This window comes from Terrisphaera buseokensis (assembly GCF_047521145.2).
Lineage (GTDB): Bacteria > Verrucomicrobiota > Verrucomicrobiia > Opitutales > Opitutaceae > ER46.
This window is the reverse complement of record NZ_CM134186.1, coordinates 358,416-379,470: the sequence shown is the minus strand read 5'-3', so window position 1 is coordinate 379,470 and position 21,055 is coordinate 358,416. Positions and strand designations below refer to the sequence as shown.

At 65.2% G+C, this 21,055-nt stretch carries 21 protein-coding genes; 9 read left to right on the top strand and 12 right to left on the bottom strand.

Going from position 1 to position 21,055, the window contains the following annotated elements; translation table 11 throughout:
- The first annotated feature begins 30 nt into the window (after window positions 1–30).
- Entirely contained in the window at window positions 31–2,268 is a 2,238-nt protein-coding gene (locus ACLJEU_RS01525) for a TonB-dependent receptor (protein ID WP_414663430.1), read from the top strand.
- A gap of 182 nt (window positions 2,269–2,450) precedes the next feature.
- Here ACLJEU_RS01525 and ACLJEU_RS01520 read toward each other — a convergent pair whose 3' ends face one another.
- From ACLJEU_RS01520 to ACLJEU_RS01510, 3 genes are all read right to left on the bottom strand, one after another.
- Entirely contained in the window at window positions 2,451–3,698 is a 1,248-nt protein-coding gene (locus ACLJEU_RS01520; protein WP_414663431.1) for a redoxin domain-containing protein, read from the bottom strand.
- Window positions 3,699–3,743: 45 nt separating this feature from the next.
- Window positions 3,744–4,664 carry a sugar phosphate isomerase/epimerase family protein gene (locus ACLJEU_RS01515; protein WP_414663432.1) on the bottom strand — a complete coding sequence of 307 codons (921 nt, stop codon included), beginning with the start codon at window positions 4,662–4,664 and terminating at the stop codon, window positions 3,744–3,746.
- A gap of 202 nt (window positions 4,665–4,866) precedes the next feature.
- The gene (locus ACLJEU_RS01510) at window positions 4,867–5,709 is read right to left on the bottom strand and encodes an RluA family pseudouridine synthase (RefSeq protein WP_414663433.1); all 843 of its coding nucleotides are present in this window, start codon (window positions 5,707–5,709) and stop codon (window positions 4,867–4,869) included.
- Window positions 5,710–5,869: 160 nt separating this feature from the next.
- On the opposite strand from ACLJEU_RS01510, the gene ACLJEU_RS01505 reads away from it, so the two are divergent.
- Entirely contained in the window at window positions 5,870–7,465 is a 1,596-nt protein-coding gene (locus ACLJEU_RS01505) for a GH3 family domain-containing protein (protein WP_414663434.1), read from the top strand.
- Window positions 7,466–7,799: 334 nt separating this feature from the next.
- Here ACLJEU_RS01505 and ACLJEU_RS01500 read toward each other — a convergent pair whose 3' ends face one another.
- Window positions 7,800–8,384, bottom strand: a complete 585-nt coding sequence (locus ACLJEU_RS01500) for a TlpA family protein disulfide reductase (RefSeq protein ID WP_414663435.1) — start codon at window positions 8,382–8,384, stop codon at window positions 7,800–7,802.
- An 80-nt stretch (window positions 8,385–8,464) separates the two neighbouring features.
- A complete protein-coding gene (locus tag ACLJEU_RS01495; RefSeq protein ID WP_414663436.1) occupies window positions 8,465–9,364 on the bottom strand; it encodes a LysR family transcriptional regulator in 900 nt (299 codons plus the stop codon).
- Window positions 9,365–9,439: 75 nt separating this feature from the next.
- Here ACLJEU_RS01495 and ACLJEU_RS01490 point away from each other — a divergent pair, with 75 nt between their 5' ends.
- The 4 genes from ACLJEU_RS01490 to ACLJEU_RS01475 all read left to right on the top strand — a co-directional run bounded on the left by ACLJEU_RS01490 (window position 9,440) and on the right by ACLJEU_RS01475 (window position 13,153).
- Window positions 9,440–10,168, top strand: a complete 729-nt coding sequence (locus ACLJEU_RS01490) for a YggS family pyridoxal phosphate-dependent enzyme (RefSeq protein ID WP_414663437.1) — start codon at window positions 9,440–9,442, stop codon at window positions 10,166–10,168.
- 139 nt (window positions 10,169–10,307) lie between these two features.
- The gene (locus tag ACLJEU_RS01485; RefSeq protein ID WP_414663438.1) at window positions 10,308–11,174 is read left to right on the top strand and encodes a transglutaminase-like domain-containing protein; all 867 of its coding nucleotides are present in this window, start codon (window positions 10,308–10,310) and stop codon (window positions 11,172–11,174) included.
- 66 nt (window positions 11,175–11,240) lie between these two features.
- Window positions 11,241–12,158 carry a shikimate dehydrogenase gene (gene aroE, locus ACLJEU_RS01480; protein ID WP_414663439.1) on the top strand — a complete coding sequence of 306 codons (918 nt, stop codon included), beginning with the start codon at window positions 11,241–11,243 and terminating at the stop codon, window positions 12,156–12,158.
- Window positions 12,159–12,241: 83 nt separating this feature from the next.
- Window positions 12,242–13,153, top strand: coding sequence for a prepilin peptidase (locus tag ACLJEU_RS01475; RefSeq protein WP_414663440.1), 912 nt, complete (start codon window positions 12,242–12,244; stop codon window positions 13,151–13,153).
- Between the two features lie 165 nt (window positions 13,154–13,318).
- Here the strand turns inward: ACLJEU_RS01475 and ACLJEU_RS01470 are convergent, their stop codons facing one another.
- From ACLJEU_RS01470 to ygfZ, 5 genes are all read right to left on the bottom strand, one after another.
- Window positions 13,319–14,320 carry an inositol monophosphatase gene (locus tag ACLJEU_RS01470; RefSeq protein WP_414663441.1) on the bottom strand — a complete coding sequence of 334 codons (1,002 nt, stop codon included), beginning with the start codon at window positions 14,318–14,320 and terminating at the stop codon, window positions 13,319–13,321.
- 6 nt (window positions 14,321–14,326) lie between these two features.
- Window positions 14,327–15,466, bottom strand: coding sequence for a galactokinase (galK, locus tag ACLJEU_RS01465; RefSeq protein ID WP_414663442.1), 1,140 nt, complete (start codon window positions 15,464–15,466; stop codon window positions 14,327–14,329).
- Between the two features lie 93 nt (window positions 15,467–15,559).
- Window positions 15,560–15,835 (bottom strand): HU family DNA-binding protein, encoded by a 276-nt coding sequence (locus ACLJEU_RS01460; RefSeq protein WP_414663443.1) that lies wholly within the window; start codon window positions 15,833–15,835, stop codon window positions 15,560–15,562.
- Between the two features lie 87 nt (window positions 15,836–15,922).
- Entirely contained in the window at window positions 15,923–16,138 is a 216-nt protein-coding gene (locus ACLJEU_RS01455; RefSeq protein WP_414663444.1) for a hypothetical protein, read from the bottom strand.
- The gene (gene ygfZ / locus ACLJEU_RS01450; protein WP_457795329.1) at window positions 16,135–17,034 is read right to left on the bottom strand and encodes a CAF17-like 4Fe-4S cluster assembly/insertion protein YgfZ; all 900 of its coding nucleotides are present in this window, start codon (window positions 17,032–17,034) and stop codon (window positions 16,135–16,137) included. Before ygfZ ends, ACLJEU_RS01455 begins: the two co-directional genes overlap by 4 nt.
- Before the next feature lie 267 nt (window positions 17,035–17,301).
- Between ygfZ and ACLJEU_RS01445 the strand changes: the two genes are divergently transcribed.
- The gene (locus tag ACLJEU_RS01445) at window positions 17,302–18,357 is read left to right on the top strand and encodes a 3-deoxy-7-phosphoheptulonate synthase (protein ID WP_414663446.1); all 1,056 of its coding nucleotides are present in this window, start codon (window positions 17,302–17,304) and stop codon (window positions 18,355–18,357) included.
- A gap of 65 nt (window positions 18,358–18,422) precedes the next feature.
- The gene (locus ACLJEU_RS01440; RefSeq protein WP_414663447.1) at window positions 18,423–19,406 is read left to right on the top strand and encodes a malate dehydrogenase; all 984 of its coding nucleotides are present in this window, start codon (window positions 18,423–18,425) and stop codon (window positions 19,404–19,406) included.
- Window positions 19,407–19,550: 144 nt separating this feature from the next.
- Here ACLJEU_RS01440 and ACLJEU_RS01435 read toward each other — a convergent pair whose 3' ends face one another.
- Both ACLJEU_RS01435 and ACLJEU_RS01430 read right to left on the bottom strand, forming a co-directional pair.
- Window positions 19,551–20,246 (bottom strand): hypothetical protein, encoded by a 696-nt coding sequence (locus ACLJEU_RS01435; protein WP_414663448.1) that lies wholly within the window; start codon window positions 20,244–20,246, stop codon window positions 19,551–19,553.
- A gap of 45 nt (window positions 20,247–20,291) precedes the next feature.
- Window positions 20,292–20,561, bottom strand: coding sequence for a hypothetical protein (locus ACLJEU_RS01430; RefSeq protein WP_414663449.1), 270 nt, complete (start codon window positions 20,559–20,561; stop codon window positions 20,292–20,294).
- Window positions 20,562–20,628: 67 nt separating this feature from the next.
- On the opposite strand from ACLJEU_RS01430, the gene ACLJEU_RS01425 reads away from it, so the two are divergent.
- Window positions 20,629–21,027 (top strand): (deoxy)nucleoside triphosphate pyrophosphohydrolase, encoded by a 399-nt coding sequence (locus ACLJEU_RS01425; RefSeq protein ID WP_414663450.1) that lies wholly within the window; start codon window positions 20,629–20,631, stop codon window positions 21,025–21,027.
- Window positions 21,028–21,055: the final 28 nt, after the last annotated feature.

The window sequence follows — 21,055 nt, the reverse complement described above, 5'->3', positions numbered from 1 at the left end:
CGCATCGCTTCGATCCTCCCGTCCTCACCCGTGAACTTTTCCCGCCGCGCGCTGCCGCTGCTCCTTCTCGTCGCCACGAGAATAAACGAGGCGACCGCCCTCGCCCAACCTGCGACGCCGGCGGCGGCCGCCCTGGCGCCCGCGCAAAACCTCGACACCTACGTCGTCACGGCCGCGCGCACGCCGCAGTCGCCGGATCAGGTGGCGTTCTCCGTCAAATCCCTCGACGCCGAATTCCTGCGCGGCACGCCGGCCGTCACGCTCGACGGCGCGCTGCGTTCGGTGCCGGGCTTCAGTCTGTTTCGCCGCAGCGACAGCCTGACGGCCAATCCCACGGCGCAGGGCGTGTCGTTTCGCGGCCTCGGTCCCAGCGGGGCGAGCCGCTCGCTGATCGTCCTCGACGGCGTCCCGCTCAACGATCCCTTCGGCGGCTGGGTCGCGTGGACGAAAGTCCCGCGTGAAGGCCTCGCCCGCGCCGAGCTCGTGCCCGGCGGTGGGGCCACCGCGTGGGGCAATGCGGCGCTCGGCGGCGTGGCGCAGCTCTTCACGCTGCCGGTGGAAAATCCACGCGACGAACGCGAGCCCGTGACCGCGGCATCGGCACCGGCGACGTTTCTGCGCGGAAATCACGGTCGCGCGGCGGCCACGATCGGAGATTTTGGCACGCGCAGTTTCGAGTTCGTGACCACGCAGGCCGTGGGCAACGACTCGCTGCAGCTGCTCGGCCGCGCGTTCGGCAGGGATGGTTTTACCCTCGTCGCCCCAGAGCGCCGCGGCGCGATCGATGTGGCGGCGTGGAGCCGGCATCGCTGGCTCACGCTGCGGTGGCACCACCCGATCGGGCAGAGCCTCGCCCTCACCGCCACCGCCCGCGGCTCCGAGGAATTTCGCGGCAACGGCACGCCGTATCAGCGGAATGGATCGCGCGAGAAGTTCGGCTCGATCGCGCTCGCCGGCCAACCCGGCGAACACTTCGCGTGGAACGCGGTCGCGTACGCGCAGGATCAATCGTTCGCCAGCACGTTCAGCGGGGTCAACGCAACCCGCACGGCCGAGACACCCGCGAGCGATCAGTTCGCCGTACCCGCGACGGCCTTCGGTGCCGCGTGGACCGGCGTGTGGTCGCAGCGCGAGGGCGGCCGCACGAGCGTCGGCGGCGATGCGCGCACCGTGCGCGGCGAAACGCGCGAGCACTTCACGTTTGTCGCCGGCAACTTCACGCGGCTGCGCGTCGCCGGCGGCCGTCAGACCGTGGGCGGCGTGTTCGCATTGCACGAGCAGCCCGTCACCCGGGACGTGCACGTCACCGCCGGACTGCGGCTCGACGCGTGGAAGGACGCCGATGGTCACCGGCGCGAGACCGACCGCGCGACCGGCGCGAGCTTTCGCGATGATCGCTACGCGGACCGCGATGGCACCGAGCTGAGTCCGAGCGCGGGCCTCGTCTGGCACCCGGCGAAAACGACGCGCGTGCACGGCGCGGCGCAGCAGGCGTTTCGCCGACCGACGTTGAACGAACTCTACCGGCCATTCCGCCAAGGCGCGAATGTCACGGAGGCCAATCCGGCGCTGCGCACCGAGCGTGTGACGAGCGCGGAATTCGGCGCCGAGTGGTCGCCGTTCGCTCCGGCGATCGCGCCGGCCCACGCTCAGCACGGGGTTACGCCCGCCGACCGGTCCGGTCCGCTCATGCTCGGCGCGACCGTGTTCTGGAACGATCTTCACGACGCCGTCGGAAACGTCACGATCGCCCGCGGTCCCGGCACCTTTCCCATCGTGGGCACGCTCGCCGCCGGCGGCCTCGGCCGGCAGCGTCTCAATCTGGATCGCACGCGCACGCAGGGCCTCGAGTTCGCGGCGACGTGGCGCGCGCACGCGGATCTTTCGGTCAATGCCGCCGCGCTCTTCAACGACGCCACGGTGCGGCGCGCCGTGATTGCGCCCGGACTGATCGGCAACCGCGTGGCGCAGGTGCCGCGCCGCAGCGCCACCATCGCGGCCGTCTGGCGTGCGCCGGCCGGTCTCACGGTCACGCCGCGGGTGCGCTGGCTTGGCCAGCAGTTCGAGGACGACGAGAATCAGCTCCGGCTGGGCGAGGCCGTGGTCGCCGATCTCAGCGTCAGCTACGCGTTGTCAAAACGCCTCGATGTCTGGATCAGCGCCGAGAACCTCGGCAACGCCCGGATTGAAACCGGACGCAGCGCCGACGGTATCGTGAACACGGGTACGCCGCGGCTGGTGACGGGTGGCTTGCGCGGGACGTGGTGAGAGGATCGCCCGCGAATCACGCGGAGGGACGCGAATCTCAGAGGAAAAATCCTTCCAAGCCCATCAGGTTCACCGCGAGACGAGGGTGGATTTCGCCCTCGTTTCATTCGCGTCCCTCCGCGTGATTCGCGGGCCACCCGATCATACCGGTGCGGCCCTCAACCCTCAATTGCCCTCGACCCTCAGCGCTTCTCCTCGGGCGTGTAGTAGGGTCCGAGCAGCTCGATTACCTTGCGCTTGAGCACCTCGGGATCGACGGCGCCGTTGTGGCGGAAAACGACTTTGCCGCCGGGCGCGACCAGGATGGTATGCGGGAGCGGACCGGGCCACTCAGGATCGAGGGCCTGCACGAGCGCGTCGCTGCTCGCACCGGTATAAAGGTAGTTCAGCGCGCCGCGGCCCTCCGCTGCCAGCAGCTTCTTCAACCGCGCGGACGGCACCGCGTGCTGCTGTTCGAGGAAGCGTTTCACCTGCGGCTGCATCTTCGCGTCGTCCATGCTGATCGTGACCATCTCGAAGTCGCGGTTGCCGACGCGCCGGGAGAGGGACACCAGCTCGGGAAACTCCGCGACGCACGGCGCGCACCACGTCGCCCACACGTTGATCAAGCGAAGACGGTTCGAGGAATTCTTCGCCAGCGCGGCCACGCCAGCGGCGTCGATCAGATCGAGCGCGACAGGTTCGGCCTTCCACTTCTCATCGGCCTTGGCGACGTCGTCGCGCTTCGAATTCCACTTTGTCGAACAGCCCATGACGATCGTCTTCGCCGTGGTGACGGGTTTGCCGGCGAGCAGTTCGACGACGGCGTTGCGGGCATCGTGCGACGTGACGCTCTTCAGGTCCTCGAAACGCGAGTCATCAACGCGGCCGACGTAGCGCAACTTCCGTTCCTGATCGAAGAGGAACACGTGCGGAGTGGCGAGGCAGCCGTAGGCCTTGGCCGCGACCTGGTGGTCTCCATCGTACAGATACGGGAAGGTGAAGCCGGCGTCCTTCGCGTAGAGCTTCATCTCCTCGTAGCTGTCGTTGTACTTGCTGTAGCCAAGCTCATCGATGCGGATCCCGTCCGGGCTGTTGGGATTGATCGCCACGACCTCGAGCCCCTTGCTCTTGAACTCCTGCGCGAGCGGAATGAGCCGGGTTTCGGCGGCATGCGAATAGGGACAGTGATTCGAGAGGAACACCACCATGAGCAGCTTCGCCGCCTTGTAGTCGGCCAGCGTGTGCTGCCGGCCGTCGATGCCGAGCAGCTTGAACTCAGGTGCGGCATCGCCGAGCGCGAGACGCCGCGCATCCGGCGGCAGGCCGCCGGACACTTCGCCCTTCACCGGCGCGGGACCTTTTTTCTTGGGAGCGGGCGATTCGGCGGCGGTCAGACTGACGGCGCCGGCGAGCAGCGCCGCGGCGAGGACGTTGGACAGACGATTCATGGGGTGGAGGTGGGTTGAAGGATCCGGCCAACGTCCGCGGCTAACTTACTTGGCCATCGCCGCGAGCGCGCCGCGCACGAAGCCCACGGACTCGGCGAGGCCGATGGCCGGGTTGCCCGCGACCTTCTCGTACTCGAAGGTGACGGTGCCGTTGTACTTGATGTCGAGCAGCGCGCGGAGCATCGCGCGAATGTCGAGACGGCCGGCGCCGACTTCCACCGGCACATCGCGCTGTGCACCGACAACGGCGACGCTGTCCTTCATGTGCACGTCGTACACCCGCGCGGCGTATTTGCGAATCGCGGACGCGGCGTCGTCGCCGAACCGCTGCGTGTGCCCCACGTCGATGCAGAAGCCGATGCGGGCATCGAGTCCCTTCACGGCGTTCCAGATCACTTCGGGCGTCGGGTACACCTTGTCCTCGGGACCGTGGTTGTGAATCGCGAGCTTCTGATCGTATTCCTTCGCCAGCTTCTCGACGAGCGGCAGGGCGGCGAGCTCGGGTTTGCACACCATCGACTGCATGCCGGCGGCTTTCACGTTGTTGAACGCCTGACGGCACTTCGCCTCGTCATTCGGCAGATTGATCACGCCGGAACCGGTCAGCGAGAGGCCGGCGGCCTTGAGCTTGGCTCCGACGGTGCGGCATTCGTCAACGGATGCCGTCTCCCAGTTGCAGTGATTCTTGAAGAGCGCCATGTTTTTCAGGCGCAACGCCGTCACCGTGGCGATCGCGTCGTCGAGCGACATGTTGCGCAGCGAGTACGACGTGACGCCGAGACGGAGACCGTTTTCCCGGCCGTCGGGCGACGAGGGCGGGTACAGGGTTGGTGCCGGTGCCTTTTCGGCCTTGGGTGCCTTCGCGCCATCGGCGGCGAATACCGCGGAGCCCAGGAACGGCAGGGCGGCGGCGCCGAAGGCGGCGGTGCGGAGAGCTTCGCGACGAGTCAGGTGGTGGTGATTCATAGGGGAAAAACGGATACGCCAGCCGGGCCGGCGATGGAGACAGGGGCAGGTGCAGGGTGGCCGTCGGGCGGAATGAAACCCTCGACCGTTTGCGGCGCGACCGCAAGCACCGGGAGCGCAGGAGCGCAGGCGTCCCGCCTGCAGAAGGTTTTCGTCAATTCCGGTGCAGTCCGGAGGCCTGCGCTCCCGGCGCACACGGCGGTCACGCCTTGGTGACGGCAAACTTCCGGAGGTATTTCAACGCCACCTCGAACTCGTGCGGCAGCGGTGCGTGCAGGACGAAGGGCTCGCGCGTGACCGGATGCTTGATCGTGAGCTCACTCGCGTGGAGCGCCAGCCGGTCGATCAGCGGCTTCTCATCGTCGCGGCCCTTGTAGCCGCGTTTGAGGTCGGACAGCCGCAGCGTGATGTCGGGGTTGCCGTAAAACGGATCGTTGAGAATCGGGGCGCCGGCGGCGGCCAGATGCACGCGCAGCTGGTGGGTGCGACCGGTGAGCGGATGGCATTCGATGAAGACGAACCCTGCGGCAACCGCGATCGACGCACTGCCGCGCGGCGGTGGCCGGGTGGAACCGCGAAACCGCTCGAGGGTGCGAAACTCCGTCACGCATTCCTTGCCACCGCGGCCCTTGAAGACCCGCATGCGGCCCGGCTGGCGCTCGTCCTCGCCCAGCGCGACCTCAATTGTGAACGCATCGGGCAGCGTGCCGCTGGCGTCGCGCACCGGCGCGAGGACTTTCATCGCGTGCTCCGGCGGCAGCACGACCGCGAGCGCGTGGTATTTTTTTCCAACTGTCTTGGATTGAAACTGGCCGGTGAGGTAATCGAGCGCGGGCTTGTTTTTCGCGCAGAGCAGGAGGCCGCTGGTGTCGGCGTCGAGCCGATGGACATTCGCGACCGTGTGTCCAAACCGCGGATGCGTGTGGACGAGATCCATGAGGTTCTCGCGCTTCTTGTCCCAGCGATCCGGCGCCACGAGCAGGCCGCTCGGTTTGTCGAACGCGACGAGCGCATCGTCTTCAAAGAGAATCGGGGGAAGTGGCATGAAGGGTGGGAGCCGGCGATTCAGAGCGGAGCAGCCGTCCGGGCGCAAGCGAGCCGCGCGGCAGACGCACCGTTGGCTAACACCGCGTAACAAACCACGCCTACGTGTTTATTCGCTTGCCGCAGCGAACCACCCGAACTCGCTACTACACCTACTGCCGATGCCGGTCTGGCCCAAATGTTTCTCCACGTTTCGCGTCAGCCTCAAGACGGCGGCGACCGAATGGCATTTGCGCAAGAACCGGACCGCGCCCGTCGCCCAGCAAACTGCCCTGACGAAGCTTACATCACGCCTCGCCGGGGCCTCGTACTGGAAGGGCTTGGGCGTAGAGGCCCGGATGCCTTACGCCACGTTTCGCACCAAGGTGCCGGTTTCCACTTATGAGCAGTTGATTCCCGCGATTGATCGCATGGTCCGCGGCGAGTCCGACGTGCTCTGGCCCGGACGCTGTTCGCTGTTTGCGCTGTCCGCCGGCACCAGCAGCGGTCAACCGAAGCGGCTGCCGGTGACGGAAGAACTGCTGACGCACTTTCGCAGCGCGGGTCACGACGCCCTGCTCTATTATAATGTGCGCGTTCGCCACGCCGGCGCCTTCCGCGGTCGCCACCTGCTCTTCGGCAGCCCGACCCGGCTGGTACCGATCGGCACGCCCGGCGCCGAGCAGGCCTATGCGGGCGAGATGAGCGGAATTGCCGCGCTGAGTCTGCCGCGTTGGGCGGAAAAACACCTTTACGAACCCGGCACGGGCGTGGGCCAACTCGAGGACCTCGACGAGCGGATTGCAGCGATCGCCAAGCGGACGACCGGTGCCGACATCACCCTCATCGCAGGCCTGCCCAACTGGGTCACGATTCTCGCGCACGCGTTGCGCGAACACGCCTCGGCGTCGCGCCGGCGCATCACCCATTTGGCCGGTCTCTGGCCCAATCTGGAGTGCTACCTGTACAGCGGCACGCTCATCGGCCCCTACGCGAACGAACTGCGCGTGCTGCTCGGTCCGGCGCTCAACTTTCACGAAGTGTACGCCGCTTCGGAAGGTTTCTTCGCCGCCCAGGACGCGGACTCCAGTCGCGGCATGCGGCTCATGGTGGATCAGGGGGTGTTCTACGAGTTCATCCCTCTCGCCGATCTCGACGACACGCCCCCTGAACTCGTTGGCCGAAAGGCGCTGCCGCTGGAAGGCGTGAAGGCCGGGGTCGACTACGCCCTCGTGATCACCACGCCCGGCGGACTCGTGCGCTATCTGGTCGGTGACATCGTGCGCTTCACCTCCACGGCGCCCGCGCGGGTGATTTACATCGGCGGCCTCAAGCAACGCCTGAACGCCTTTGCGGAAAACATCAGCGAGCGCGAGGCGTGCGACGCCCTGGTAGCCGTGTGCCAGCGCCGCGGCTGGACGATCGTCAATTTCCACGTGGCGCCGCTGCACACGGGCGGCAGTTCGTTCACCCGTCAGCACCGCGGCCGGCACGAATGGTGGGTTGAACTCCGGCCCGGCACCGTTTCGACGCCGACGGGCCCGCAGATGGCCACCGACCTGGACACCGAGCTCCAGCGGGCCAACCCCCAGTACGCGGCCGCGCGCCAGGCCTCTACCATCGATCCGCCCTTCGTGCGACTCGTCATGCCGGGCGTATTTGAACACTGGCTTCGCTTCCGCAAACAATGGGGCGGCCAGTTCAAGGTGCCGCGCTGCCGTAGCGACCGGATGATCGCCGATCAGCTGTCACAGGTCACCCATTTTGCCCGGGACTAAAATCGGCCGGAGTTTCCCGCACGGCTGGCACGGGCATTGCTAAATTAAAACCATCCTGCCCAAGCAGGGTATTGGGTAGCGTGAAACCAGCCGAAAGGCTGGAAACAGAAAAAACTGGGGCCGGCGTTAAGGGGTTATCGCCGGCCCCTTCTGCTTTTCAGGACCGAGCGCGCGAAATCCGCGCCACCGCCTCGCCGGGTACGACTTCGACGTCCACCGCGCGTCCGCGGACAAAATTTTCCGGCCGAGGACGAATCGAAACCCGAACGGCCAACCGATCCTGCTCGGGTCTTTCAACCCTCACCGTTTACCTTTCACCTGTCCGCGCTGAGGCTTAGGCCTTCTCGCCCATCACCGCCGCGATCTTCTTCTCGTACTCGTCCTTTTCCTCGGCGCCGACCTTGCGGTCACGGATCTGGCCGGTGCGATCAATCAGGAATGTCGTCGGGATGCCCTCGACGCCGCCGAAAGCCGCGACGACGCGGTCATCACCCATCACCAACGGATAGTTGATTTTGTATTTCTCGCCGAAGGCCTTCACGACGTCCGGGCCCGCTTGATCGAGGGAAATGCCAATGATGACGAAGCCATCCTTGCCGTACTTCGCCTGCAATTCCGTGTAGCCGGGAATCTCGGCCCGGCACGGCGGACACCACGTGGCCCAGAAATCGACCACGACGACCTTGCCCTTGAACTGCTCGAAATTCACCGGCTTGCCCGCGAGATCAGGCAGGGTCCACGCCGGCGCCGCGCCCAATTTCGGCAAGACGGCCATGGCGGCGGTTGCAGCCGGGGACTTTGCCGGTGCCGAAGCGGAAGCCGCGGCCTTGGGTGCCGGACTCTCCTTGGGAGCACAACCGGCGACGACCAACATGAGCGCGGCAACTGAAACAGAGGAGACGAGGACAGAAGTATTCATGAAGTGAGAGTCGGCAGCAGCCAACGCTACCAATCAGAGCGTCCGCCGCAAATTTTCTTCCCCGATTCCGCGCGAGCGGATCAGGATTCGCGCATCTCGGGGAGATCGAGTCCGAGCGTTTCGATGAACTTCTTCATCGCCGGCGTAAGCACGCGCCCCTTGCGGTGCAGGATCGCCAGCGGCCGGGTGAACTCCTTGCCCTTGAAATGCAACACCGCGAGCGTGCCCTGCTTGTGCTCCTGGGCGACGGTCGCCTGCGGCACGATGGCGATGCCATGATCGATTTCGACGGCGCGTTTTACCGTCTCGATATTGTCGAACTCCATCACCGGCTCGATCTCGAGCTTGTGCTCGCGGAAGATGATATCGACGGCCTTGCGCGTCGGGATGTCAGGGTCGAACCCGATGAACTTCTGCCCCGCGAGGTCCTTGACCTCGATGTCCGTGCGCTTCGCCAGCGGATGCTGCGGATGCGTGATCAACACCAGGTGATCGTTGCGGAACGGCAGCACTTCGATCTGCCGCTGCTTCACCGGAAACGCCACCAGTCCGAAGTCGACGGAGTTGTGCAGGATGTCCTCGTACACGAGGTTCGAGCGCCGGTACTCGACCCGCACATTCACCGAGGGAAAATCGTGCAGGAATTTTTTGATGAACGGCGGCAGTTCGTGCAGGCCGATCGAGTAAATCGTGGAGATCCGGATCGTGCCACTGATTACCTTCTTCATCTCCTGCAACTCGGAGAGCAGCTTCTCGTAGGTGTGCAGGACTTCTTTCGCCGCATCGTAAACCCGCGTGCCTTCACGCGTGAGCTGAAACTGTTTCTGACTGCGATCAATGAGCAGGGTCTTGAAGTGCCGCTCCATCGCACGCGCCTGCTGGCTCACCGCCGATTGTGTGATACCGTTCAGCTTCGCTGATTTTGAAAAGCTCTTCGTTTCGACCAAATCGGCGAAGATTTTGAAGTTTTCGATCTGCATGATTAGCTGGCGTTGTTGGGGTCACACTAGAAACTGCGCTGTCGCCGTAAATGCTTAAGTAGATTTTCTAAACTAATGTTGATCGATTACGACGAGTTCTCCCGCCGCGCCGACGCCATCCGCGCCCAGATTGCCGATGCGTGTGCGCAAGCCGGTCGCGACCCCGCCAGCGTGGAGCTGCAGGCCGTGACAAAAACGCATCCGGCCGCCGCGGCCGACTATGCCGCCCGCTACGGCTTGCGCAGCGTCGGCGAGAACCGCGTGCAGGAAGGCGTGGAAAAACGCGCCCAGACGTCGGCGGCGTTTCCCGCCCTCCGCTGGGAACTCATCGGTCACCTGCAATCGAACAAGGCCAAGGTCGCGGTCCAGCACTTCGACCGCATCCAAAGCGTCGACAGCGAAAAACTGCTCATGCATCTCGACCGCGCCGGTTCCGAAGCCGGCAAAACGATGCCCATTCTGCTACAGATCAATGCCGGCAATGACCCCGCCAAATTCGGTGCCGAGCCGGCGGAGGCCGCCCGGCTGCTCGAATCAGCGCTCGCCAAAAAGAACCTGCAGGTCGACGGCTTCATGACCATTGCCCCGCTGGGTCCGACCCCGGAGGAAATCGCCCGCCACGCCGAACGCACCTTTTCCAACCTGCGCGCGCTGCGTGACGAACTGGCCGCGAAATTCGGCGTGCCGCTCCGCGAACTTTCCATGGGTATGTCCGGCGATCTCGCCATCGCCGTCGCGGCAGGCAGCACCATCGTGCGCGTCGGCACGGCCCTGTTTGGCGCCCGCGAAACGGCGGCCGTTTAGTCAGCGGCGGCACCTGCAAAAAGCGCCCGTTCGCCCACTGCCCCGACGCGGCGCGAAACGGGTGCGCGCAACAAAAATTTCGCGCCGGCGCGCACCTTTACCAGTTGCGCCGCCCGGGAAACGTTTTTCCTTTTCTGGCGTGGAAATCGAAATCCTCGGCGCGGGAGAACGTGAGGCGTTCCTGAGTCTGCTCGACGATCCGAGTCCGGCCGTGCGCCGGGCCTTGCTGGCCCGCTTTACCGCCCTCGGTCCCGCGTCCGCTCCGTTCCTGCAGGAAGTCTCCCGCGGCTCCAATCGCGTCCTCGCCCGTCACGCCACCTGGTTTCTCGACGAGCTGAAATTTTCCGATCCGGTGGCGGACTTCCGCGGCTTCATCCGCTCGCTCAACTACGAGCTCGAATCCGGCTCGCTGCTCCTCGCCCGCACCGTGTCACCGCGACTCGATGCCGGGGATTGCTGCACGCAGCTCGACACGATTGCCGCGCGCTGCCGCGAGTTGATCGTCGAGCCGTCGTCCGCGCGGGAAAAATGCCGCGTGCTGAACCGCGTGCTGTTTCACGAATGGGGCTTCCACGGCAACGTCGAGAACTACACTGATCCGCGCAACAGCTTCCTCGATCAGGTGCTCGAACGCCGGACCGGCATTCCGCTTTCGCTGAGCATCGTGTACCTGCTCGTGGCCGAACGCCTCAACCTCGACCTCGAACCCGTGGGCCTGCCCGGCCATTTCATCGTCGGCTGCTTCGTCGACGAACTGCCCTTCTTCATCGATCCCTTCGATCGCGGCGTGTTTCGCGATGCCGAGGAAATTTTCGATCTGCTGCGCGCGAACAACATCGTCCCGAAGCCGAGCGATCTCGCGCCGACCCCCGTGCGCGAAGTCCTCTGCCGCAGCTGCCGCAACCTCGTGAATCACTACACGACCGCCGGGGAGCCGGAGCGCGCGCGGCTGTTTGCCCGCTTCGTCGAGGAGTTCGAGGCGACCCACGAAAAGCACGCGACCTGACGTCGCGACTGCGGCGCACTTCGCCCTCGCCGCAGACGAAAGAGTCCCGGTATGTAAACGGGAACCATGGTTGAATCCGCCCCCGTCCTCGAGCTGCGCGATCTTGAAACGTGGTCGCGTCCCGGCACCGCCCTGGCCGTCCTCGGTCATCCGATCAAACACTCGATCAGCCCGGCGATGCACAACGCCGCGCTCGCCCGCCTCGCCCGCGAACACGCCCGCTTTGCCGACTGGAACTACGTGCGGTTCGACATTCACCCGGACACCCTGCCGCGCGCGCTCGAGCTGCTGTACGCCAGGAATTTTCGCGGTGTGAACCTCACGGTGCCGCACAAGATCATCGCCTTCGATCGCGTCGCGGAAGTCGATCCCGCCGCGCGGCCGGTCGGTGCGGTGAACACGCTGCGCTGGAGCGCGGGCGGCTGGCAGGGTTTCAACACCGACGGCTACGGTCTCGCGACCGCCGTGACCGAAACGCTCGGTCGCACGCTCCGCGGCAGCCACATCATTTTGCTGGGCGCGGGCGGCGCGGCCCGCGGTGCCGCCGTCGAATGCCTGCAGCAGGGCTGCGCTTCGCTCGCGATTGCCAATCGGACGCGTGAGAACCTGGACGCCCTGCTCGCCACGCTCGCCCCGGTCGCGAACGGTATTCCGGTGCGAGGCTTCGCGCCGGCGACGCCCCCGGCCGATCTGCCCGTCGGCGCGCTCGTGATCAACGCCACCAGCGCCGGCTTGCGCGACACCGATCCGAGTCCAATCGATCTCGCCGCGCTGCCGCGGCCGTCGGCGGTGTTCGACATGATCTATAACCCGCCGCAAACGCCGCTGCTGCGGCAGGCGACGGCGCTGGGCGTGCCGAATGCCAACGGCCTGAGCATGCTCGTGCACCAGGGCGCCAAGGCGCTCGAAATCTGGAGCGGCATCCCTGCGAGCCAAACCGCGCCGGCCATGAATCAGGCGGCGCGCGCGGCGTTCGGCCTGTAATAGTTCGTAAACCGCGAGCCCGACGCGGTTCACCGCGCACTTTCTTCGTGAGCTTTGGCGGGCGCGTGTTCAAATCGCGCCGGATGGCTTTCGACTACGCCGAATTTTCCGCCGCGTTTCCGTGGTTCTTCCCCGTGGCGGCGTTCTTCATCGGCGCCTGCGTCGGGAGCTTTCTCAACGTCGTCATTTATCGCCTGCCGAAAGAGGAATCGATCGTCACGCCCGGTTCACACTGCGCCTGCGGCCAGCCGGTCCAGTGGCGCGACAACATTCCGATTCTCTCGTGGATGATCCTGCGCGGTCGCGCGCGCTGCTGCGGCCGGGCGTTTTCGTTCCGTTATCCGTTTGTGGAACTGCTCACCGCCGCTCTCTTCGTCGCGTGCTGGCTGAAATTCACGCCGCTGGTCGCGGTGTGCGGCTGGATCTTCGTCAGCTGCCTGATCGCCGCGACCTTCATCGATCTCGATCACATGATCATTCCCGATGTCTTCACCATTGGGCTGGGTGTTTTCGGTGTCTTGCTCTCCTGCTTGGTCCCGGCGTTGCACGGACAGCAGGGTGACTTCTTCCTGGTGGACAGCCTGCGGGCCGGCGCCGCGTCGTTGCAGGGACTGCTGATCGGCTCCGGCGTGGTGCTCTGGATCGCGCTGATCGCCGAGGCCATCCTGCGCAAGGAAGCAATGGGCTTCGGCGACGTGAAGTTTGTCGGTGCCATCGGCGCCTTCTGCGGCTGGCAGGGCGCGGTCTTCACCGTCTTCGGTGGTGCCATCGTCGGCACCGTCTGGTTTGCGATCGCCTTCATCGTCGAGAAAGCGACGGGCCGCCGCGCCGCCGTCGCCCCGCCCTCGGAGACGCCCGAAGGTGAAGCGGCGCCGCTCGCCTTCGGTGCGCATGTGCCCTTCGGCCCGATGCTCGCCATCGCCGGTGCGCTTTACTTTCTGCTGCTCCGCGACGCGACGCTGCGCTGGTTCGCCGAAATTGCGGTGCTGTTCTGAGCCTTCTTGGCATGAGGCCAAGGAAAGCCCGCGAATCACGCGAACGGACTCGAATTTCGGAGGAATACGAAAGGCGGCCTGCGCTGTATCCCGGCCATCGTCACGCAAGAGCTGCTTCCTCTTGCCTCTCGTTCGCGCGACAAGCGGGCAACTGAATTATTCCGGTCAGAAGTGCGCCGCCATGATTCGGCGCAACACAGGCCGGACAAGCCGCGCCAGCGCCGGGTTCGCATAACCCATCCACGCCACCGGCGTCGTCGTATCGAGCGGCAAGCGCAACGTCCCGCCCGCCGGTGCCTCGATCACGCAGCCCGCCTCGCGCGCGATCAGCGCGGTGCAGATGTCGTACGGATGGCAGCACAGCGACGCCGCCGAGTATCCGAGTTTCGCGTACGCAGCCGGCCGCAGGTCACCCAGCATCCGATCGTGGCCCGCGATGAGTTCAAACAGCTGCCCGCCGGTGCAGATGTACTGGTCGTCAAACACCAACTGGCCGCCGTTCTTGCCGAGCAGACCCAACTCGCGCCACAGCGCCTCCTCCACCGCGCCGAGCAGCGCCTTGCCCTCGGGGAAAAAGCGCGCGAGCGACGCGAAGCCGTGTTCAAACCCGCGCGCGCGTGACGGACGCGGCGTCCAGCGCCGCTTGGTTCCCTTGGCCAGATCGTGCGTCACGGCGAGCACACCTTCGCCGCGGATCGCACTCAGCTGATCCGCGCGATCCTGTTTGCTCGTGGGCAACTCCGTCATGACCGCCACGACGATGTCGCCCAGATGGGTGCGCACGCCTCGCTGCGGCGCGAGTCCCGCGAGAATGAACGCGGACCGCTTGTCGTACATCACTCCCCGCGTGCCATCGATCGGATCGAGAATGCACTTCCACTGCGTGTGCTTCACCGGCGTCCCGCGCGGAAAGGTCACCGCGCCACCTTCGAGCCCTTCCATCACCAATTCCACCGGCGCCGTGCGCGGCCACTCCCGCTCGAACCAGTCGAGGATCGCGTGTTCGCTCACGCGATCGATGTGATAAATTGTGTCGGCTGCCGTCACGCCCGCCACGCGGGCAAACTTGCCGGACTGCCGCCGCCGCGCCGCGATGACAGTATCGCGAATGTGCGCCTGGAGTGCACAGAGCCGGACACGGAGCGACCACAGGAGCGGGTGGTGCATGGCGGCTCAGAGAATTTCCGCCCCGTCGGCGGTCTGCAAATGCAGGATGTCGGGGCTCGCCCCAAAGCGCCGCTCATACGCCGCGGCCACGGTGCGCGCCTGCGTGTCACCAAATTTCGGAGACGTCAGCGACATGACCGCTCCACCGAAACCACCGCCGGTAAGCCGGGCACCGTAGACGCCTGGCGCGTCAACGAGCTGATCCACGAGGAAATCGAGCTCGACGGTGCTGTTTTCGAAAAGCGTCTGGGAGCTGCGATGCGACGCGGTGAGCAACCGTCCCACGGCGGCCAAATCTCCCGCCCGCAGCGCGGTGACCGTCGCCCCCACCCGCGCAATTTCGTCGATGATGTGCCGCGCGCGTTTCGCCGCGACCGGCGGAATCCGATCGGCGCTGGCCGCCAGTGCGCCGGCGGGCGCGTCGACCAGCAACGCCACGTCCAGTGCGCGCGCGGCTTCCATACATTCACGGTGCCGCGCCGCATAGAGGCCGTCGACCAAGGCGTGCTTCGTATGCGTGTTGAAGATCCAGAAATGCGCGTCGCCGGGGAGCGGCACCGTTTCGAATCGCGGACCGCGGCAGTCGATGAAGACCAGGTGATCTTTGCGGCCGAAGCCCGAGACGCCCTGATCGAGGATCCCGCACGGCACGCCAACAAACGAGTTTTCTGCATCGCGCGCCGCCTTCACCAGCCGTTCGCGGTCGGGCTCCGCGCCCGCGGCCCGCGTGAACGCCAAGGCCGAAGCAAGTTCGATGGCCGCGCTGCTGCTGAGTCCCGCGCCGAGTGGAAGATCCGACAGCGCCAAGTAATCGAAACCGGTGGGCGCGTTGAGCCCGAAGGCCTGCAATGAACGCAGGACGCCGAGCGGATAATTCACCCAAGAGGCGTCGCCGCTCTGGCGGACGAACTCCGGGCCGCGCAGACGCACGACGCCATCTTTCTGGCCGCTCGCAAAATTCCACTGCGCGTCGTTTCGCGGCGCCAACGCGACCCACACCGACCGATCGATCGCCGCGCCCAGCACGGTGCCGCCGTTGTAGTCGGTATGATTGCCGATGAATTCGATCCGCCCGGGCGCTCGCGTCAGACAGGCGGGAGGGCGCCCGAACTCGGCGGAAAAGCGCGCGATGAGGGCGGACTTCATTGGAGCCGGCCCGTGACGGCGGATGCGGTCAGCGGCACGCCACGCACGCACCGGCGAAAAGGAGAGGGCCCACGCAGCATCACGCGGCGCGCGTTACCCAAGCGAGCGCAAATCCACGCCGGGTTTGAAGCGGATGGTGCGAATCGCGCGGATCTTCATCGGCTGCTTCGTGTGCGGATTGTAGCCGTTGCGCGCCGGGCGCACAGCCATGGCAAACGTGCCGAATCCGACGAGCGCAACTTCCTTGTCCCGGCGCAGCCCGCGCTTCACCGCAGCGAGCACCGCTTCCGTGGCGCGCTCGGCCGCCGCTTTCGAAGTGCCGTTGCTCAAAATTTTTTGCACTTCATCGACCAGGGCAGCCTTGTTCATCGGAGTAGAAAGACGAGCGGCGAGCGAAGAAACGGCCGCGACTGCGGTCAAACCCAATCTCGCCCGCAACGCAGATTCAAAACGTTGTCAGATTCGCGGCGGCGAAAACCCCGGCGGCACTTCGCCCGCGCGCCCCTTCACCACGACATCCAGCAATCCGCGCAACGCAGCTTCGCGCGAAATGCCACGCTCCACCGCGATCTGCTCTGCGCGTTTCAACAATTGCGCCGCCATGATTCCCGCCTGCGCGGCGGGAGCGCCGAGTCGCTCGCAGAGTTGCGTGAGTTGTTCGAGCTCGGTCATGGCGAATCCGTCAAACGAATCGCGGGCGTCCCACCCGGAGCCAAGGCCAAACCGGTTTCGAGCGCGACGTGCATCCGCGTGAGCATCGCCCATCCGATCCATCCGCCGGCGCCGTCGCCCACGGCCGAACGCAGCTCCCCAACCAAACGCGACTCCGCGTACAGCGGCGCGGGCCACGTCCTCGGTGCGTCCCCTGTACCCGCCACCCGCAGCAACCGACGCCGCACCTGGCCCATCGCCTTCAGCCGGGCCATCACCTCCTGGCCGAGATAGCAGCCCTTCGTGTAAGAGATCGCGTCCGCCTCGAGCCCCGCTTCGTTGGGCAGATCGGCCGGACCCACGTCCAACGGCACCGCGGGAATTCCCGCTTCGATCCGCAACCGCATCACTTCATCCGCGCCCAGGGTTCGCGCGTTCGCCACCACAGCGGCGAGTGATTCGGGCACACCGTCCGCGGTGCGAAACATCCATTCGCGCGCGGTGGCACGACTGCGCCGCCCCTTGAAACTGAAAACAGCTGGCGATTCCGGCAGTACAATATCTGCGGCATCACCACTGAGCGTGAGGCCGGACCACTCGCTCGTCACGTCGTCCACCGTGACGTCGTCGGCGATCACGTGACTTTCGATCCGTTCGCGAATGACACTCGCCGGAGAGAAATAACTTCCGATCCAAAACGCGTTCTCCTCGCTCCGGCGCAGCACAAAACTGTCCGCAAGTACCTTACCCTTTAACGTTAGCCAAAGGCCATAGACAGATCCCACCTCAGGCAGAACGCGGAGATCGTTAGTGAACTGCCCCTGCAGGAACCCCGCGGCATCATCTCCGGCAACCCGCAGCAAGGCCGCAGGTTGCCAGGGAAAAACGGTGGGCGAAGTAGTAATGGTGATAGGCATTAAACTGTTATTTCAGAAGTTTTTGACGAAGAAGTGGTAGATTTTGCAAACTAAACGATTGACCGAACCCGATCCCGGCGTATCACTCTTCTCATCAAGTTTAACACTTCTCCCGCCTAGCGGGAGTTTTGGGGTAACTAAGAAAGCAAAGGCCGGTCGCTTAGGGGTAAGCGACCGGCCACTTTTTTTGCCCAAATTCGACGAAGCGGCCGTCGCTCTGAAGCGAGGCTTGCGCGAGGCAACGCTGAAACCCCAAGCTGGCGGTTCATGCAGAAAACTTCGGACATCAACGTCGTCGAGACCCGCACCCTGCCCTCGCCAGCCGCACTGCTGGCGGAGCTGCCCAAGACCCAGGCGCAGGCCGATTTTGTGACCCAGGCCCGGCGCAACATCCACCAGCTGATGTTCACGGACGACAAACGCTTCCTCTTTATTGTCGGGCCGTGCTCGATTCACGACTTGAAGGCCGGCCGCGAGTATGCCGAGCGACTGGCAAAGCTGGCGAAGGAAGTCGCCGATCGGGTGATGATCGTCATGCGGGTGTATTTTGAGAAGCCACGCACCACGGTGGGATGGAAGGGCCTGATCATGGATCCTCATCTCGACGGCTCGCACGATATCGCGACTGGCCTGAGAACCGCGAGGACCTTCCTGCGCGAGGTGCTTGATCTCGGTTTGCCCACGGCGACCGAGCTGCTCGATCCGATTACGCCGCAGTATATCGCCGACTTGATCTGCTGGTCGGCCATTGGCGCCCGCACGGCCGAGTCCCAGACTCACCGCCAGATGGCGAGCGGGCTCTCGATGCCGCTGGGGTTCAAGAATGGGACCGACGGCTCGATCACGACGGCGATCAACGCCATCAAGGCCGCCGCGCAGCCGCACACGTTTCTCGGCATCAATCTCGACGGCGCCGCCTCGGCCATCGTCACGCGCGGCAACCCGGATTGTCACGTCGTGTTGCGCGGCGGAAACACCGGCCCGAATTACAGCCCCGCCCACATCGCGCAGACCGAACAGTTGCTGACCAAGGCCGGGTTGCCGAAAGCGATCCTCGTCGACTGTTCACACGACAATTCGTCGAAGCAGCCCGAGCGCCAGCCGGACGTCGCCCGCGAGCTCATGGGTCAGATCGCCGCCGGCAACACCTCGATCATGGGAGCCATGCTTGAAAGCAATCTCGTCGCCGGCAGCCAGCCGTTCCCGCAGCCCAAGGAGAAACTCCGCTACGGTGTCTCCATCACCGACGGCTGCATCGACTGGGCCACGACGGAAGCACTGGTCCGCGATCTCCACGCATCGCTCGCACCGCGCTTCAAATAATTCGCCCGGCGCTCAAAAACGTTCGTGTCTTTCCCCGTCTGCGTCGGCTAGAAAGTCTTTCGCCTATGAAATCTCCCATTCGCGTCGCCGTTACCGGAGCAGCCGGCCAGATCGGTTACTCTCTCCTTTTTCGCATCGCTTCGGGGGCGATGTTCGGTCCCGACCAGCCGGTCATTCTCCAGCTGATCGAAGCGCCGATCGAGAAGGCCATGAAGGCGCTCGAAGGCGTGGCCATGGAGCTCGACGATTGCGCGTTCCCGCTGCTCAAGGGCGCGGTCCTCACCGATGACGCGAAAGTCGGCTTCAAGGATGCGAACTGGTGCCTGCTCGTCGGCGCCAAACCGCGGGGTCCCGGCATGGAGCGCGCCGATCTCCTGAAGGACAACGGCAAGATCTTCATCGGCCAGGGTCAGATCATTGATGCCGTCGCCGCTGACAACGCCCGCGTCGCCGTCGTCGGCAACCCGGCGAACACGAATTGCATGATCGCCGCGTCGCAGGCCAAGCGCCTGACGCCTGATCGGTTCACCGCGATGGTGCGCCTCGATCAAAACCGCGCGCAAACGCAGCTCGCGAAGAAGGCCGGCGTGGATCTCACGCTCGTCAAAGACATCTTCATCTACGGCAATCACAGCCCGACGATGTTTCCGGCGTTCGCTCACGCCACAATCGACGGCAAGCCGGCCACCAGCGTCATCAACGACTCCGCGTGGCTCCAAGGGCCGTTCTGTGAGACGGTCGGCAAACGTGGCGCTGCCATCATCGCGGCCCGCGGCGCGTCCTCCGCGGCCTCCGCCGCGAACGCCCTCGTCGATCACGTGCGTTCGCTCGTCACTCCCGGCGCCATCCACTCGATCGCCGTGAAGTCGAACGGGCTCTACGGCTTCGACGCCAACGTCTGGGCGGGCATGCCGGTGCGGACGACTACGCCGGGCGCCTACGAAGTCATCACGACGTACGTGATGGACGACTTCGCCAAGTCCAAGATCGCCGCCACGAACAAGGAGCTCGTCGAAGAGCGCGCGTTCGTCGCCGACATGATCAAGTAAGGCCCACGGCCTGTTCATTCGCTTTCTCCAGGCGCCCTTCGGGGCGCCTTTTTTTGCGCAGGAAACCAGGAATCCATGGATCGCCCGCCATCGCAGGCCATCGCAGGCCGGGCTCCTCGTTATTCCTGAATCGCTGGATCCTGCTCAGCCGATGAGACCGCTTAAAACCTTGCTGATCTGAAACGCGTCCCGCACGGCGAGGAACGCATCGATCAATTCCGCCGGCGCCGCTCCGCGGGGAAACACCACTTCCATCGACGCCCCGGTGCAGCGCACCTCGGCGTCGACGCCTTCCACGCGGATCGCGCAGTCGTGATAGTCCGACGGATACACGACTCCGATTCCGCCCTCGCCGTCCAGCGCCTCGATTGCGTCAATGACGGCCTCGACCCGCACGCCTTTCTTCAACCCGAAGGAGATCTCGGTGAAACGTCCGGCGAAAATCCGCGAGAACGCTTCGCCCCGCGCCACGTCTAGGTCACGCAGTTCCTGCATCGTGGCGACGACCGTATAGCGCGTGGTGTCCGCTTCGTCCAAAGCATAGGTCAGCTCGACGGTGAAGTCCTTCGCGGTCAGGACGGCACTCGGACTCGTCACACTCAGCACGATGTCCTTGCGCTTGTAGCCCAACCCGCTCCGCGCCTCCTGGAAAAGCCGCTCGGCCTCGCTGGCGAGTTCCGTCTCACAGATCTTCCCGAGAAACGCGTTCGTCACCGCATTGGCCGCATCCGGCAGCGTGTGATGCCCTTTCTTGAAACCCGCCAACGTCTTCACCGTTCCGCCCGAGCGCCCTATGAAGGCGATGCTCGCTACCACGCGGGAGGGAAGTTCGTCGGCCATGCTCCAGCGAGCAAACCTGCACGCCTGAGCCCCGCCAGCCCGAAATCAGGGGTTCACGCCCCGCGACGGCCCGCTCAGCGCCTTCACCAGCGCGATCAGCCCCACGATCGCGAGCACCGGAATCCACAGCGGCGAGAGCACCGCGAGGATCATCACCGCCATGCCCAACACCGCGGCGAAAATCGAACCCACGGCCAGGAGAATTCCCACCAGCGCCGCCGCCAGGAAACTGCCGATCCCAATAATAATCGGAAGCAGCTTGAGCGCGACAATGACGCCGATCAGCAGCAGCACCACTTTCAGAAAGGTCTTCATGCTCGAAGAACCCCGTCGCCGGCGAAAAGTTGCAACCCAGCGCGCGCATCCACTCTGTTCTCTTCCCGTGAATCCGTCCCCTGCCGTGCCCGTGGTGTGCGCCGTCATCGCCGATGCCGCCGGCCGCCTCCTGCTCGCGCAGCGGCCACCGCACAAACACCTCGGCGCCAAGTGGGAGTTTCCCGGCGGCAAAGTCGAAGCCGGCGAGGACCCGCGCGACGCGCTCAGCCGCGAGATCCGGGAGGAACTCGGCTGCACGATCGCCATCGGCGCGCCATTCCCCGTGTTCACGCACGACTACGGGACGGTCCGCATCGAAATGCTGCCCTTCCGCTGCACGCTTGCGCCGGAGAGCACACCGCCGCATCCGCATGAGCACACCGCACTCGCCTGGGTCGCCGTAAACGACCTGCAGTCGTATGACCTCGCCCCCGCCGACTGGCCGATCGTCGCGGCGTTGCGCTAGGCCGTCCGCGCCGCAGCCGGCAAGCGCG

Coding starts and splice junctions, on each gene's coding strand:
- ACLJEU_RS01520 (WP_414663431.1), bottom strand. CDS start 3,698: ATGAATCGTCTGTCCAACGTCCTCGCCGCGGCGCTGCTCGCCGGCGCC.
- ACLJEU_RS01515 (WP_414663432.1), bottom strand. CDS start 4,664: ATGAATCACCACCACCTGACTCGTCGCGAAGCTCTCCGCACCGCCGCC.
- ACLJEU_RS01510 (WP_414663433.1), bottom strand. CDS start 5,709: ATGCCACTTCCCCCGATTCTCTTTGAAGACGATGCGCTCGTCGCGTTC.
- ACLJEU_RS01505 (WP_414663434.1), top strand. CDS start 5,870: ATGCCGGTCTGGCCCAAATGTTTCTCCACGTTTCGCGTCAGCCTCAAG.
- ACLJEU_RS01500 (WP_414663435.1), bottom strand. CDS start 8,384: ATGAATACTTCTGTCCTCGTCTCCTCTGTTTCAGTTGCCGCGCTCATG.
- ACLJEU_RS01495 (WP_414663436.1), bottom strand. CDS start 9,364: ATGCAGATCGAAAACTTCAAAATCTTCGCCGATTTGGTCGAAACGAAG.
- ACLJEU_RS01490 (WP_414663437.1), top strand. CDS start 9,440: ATGTTGATCGATTACGACGAGTTCTCCCGCCGCGCCGACGCCATCCGC.
- aroE (WP_414663439.1), top strand. CDS start 11,241: ATGGTTGAATCCGCCCCCGTCCTCGAGCTGCGCGATCTTGAAACGTGG.
- ACLJEU_RS01475 (WP_414663440.1), top strand. CDS start 12,242: ATGGCTTTCGACTACGCCGAATTTTCCGCCGCGTTTCCGTGGTTCTTC.
- ACLJEU_RS01470 (WP_414663441.1), bottom strand. CDS start 14,320: ATGCACCACCCGCTCCTGTGGTCGCTCCGTGTCCGGCTCTGTGCACTC.
- galK (WP_414663442.1), bottom strand. CDS start 15,466: ATGAAGTCCGCCCTCATCGCGCGCTTTTCCGCCGAGTTCGGGCGCCCT.
- ACLJEU_RS01460 (WP_414663443.1), bottom strand. CDS start 15,835: ATGAACAAGGCTGCCCTGGTCGATGAAGTGCAAAAAATTTTGAGCAAC.
- ACLJEU_RS01455 (WP_414663444.1), bottom strand. CDS start 16,138: ATGACCGAGCTCGAACAACTCACGCAACTCTGCGAGCGACTCGGCGCT.
- ygfZ (WP_457795329.1), bottom strand. CDS start 17,034: ATGCCTATCACCATTACTACTTCGCCCACCGTTTTTCCCTGGCAACCT.
- ACLJEU_RS01445 (WP_414663446.1), top strand. CDS start 17,302: ATGCAGAAAACTTCGGACATCAACGTCGTCGAGACCCGCACCCTGCCC.
- ACLJEU_RS01440 (WP_414663447.1), top strand. CDS start 18,423: ATGAAATCTCCCATTCGCGTCGCCGTTACCGGAGCAGCCGGCCAGATC.
- ACLJEU_RS01435 (WP_414663448.1), bottom strand. CDS start 20,246: ATGGCCGACGAACTTCCCTCCCGCGTGGTAGCGAGCATCGCCTTCATA.
- ACLJEU_RS01430 (WP_414663449.1), bottom strand. CDS start 20,561: ATGAAGACCTTTCTGAAAGTGGTGCTGCTGCTGATCGGCGTCATTGTC.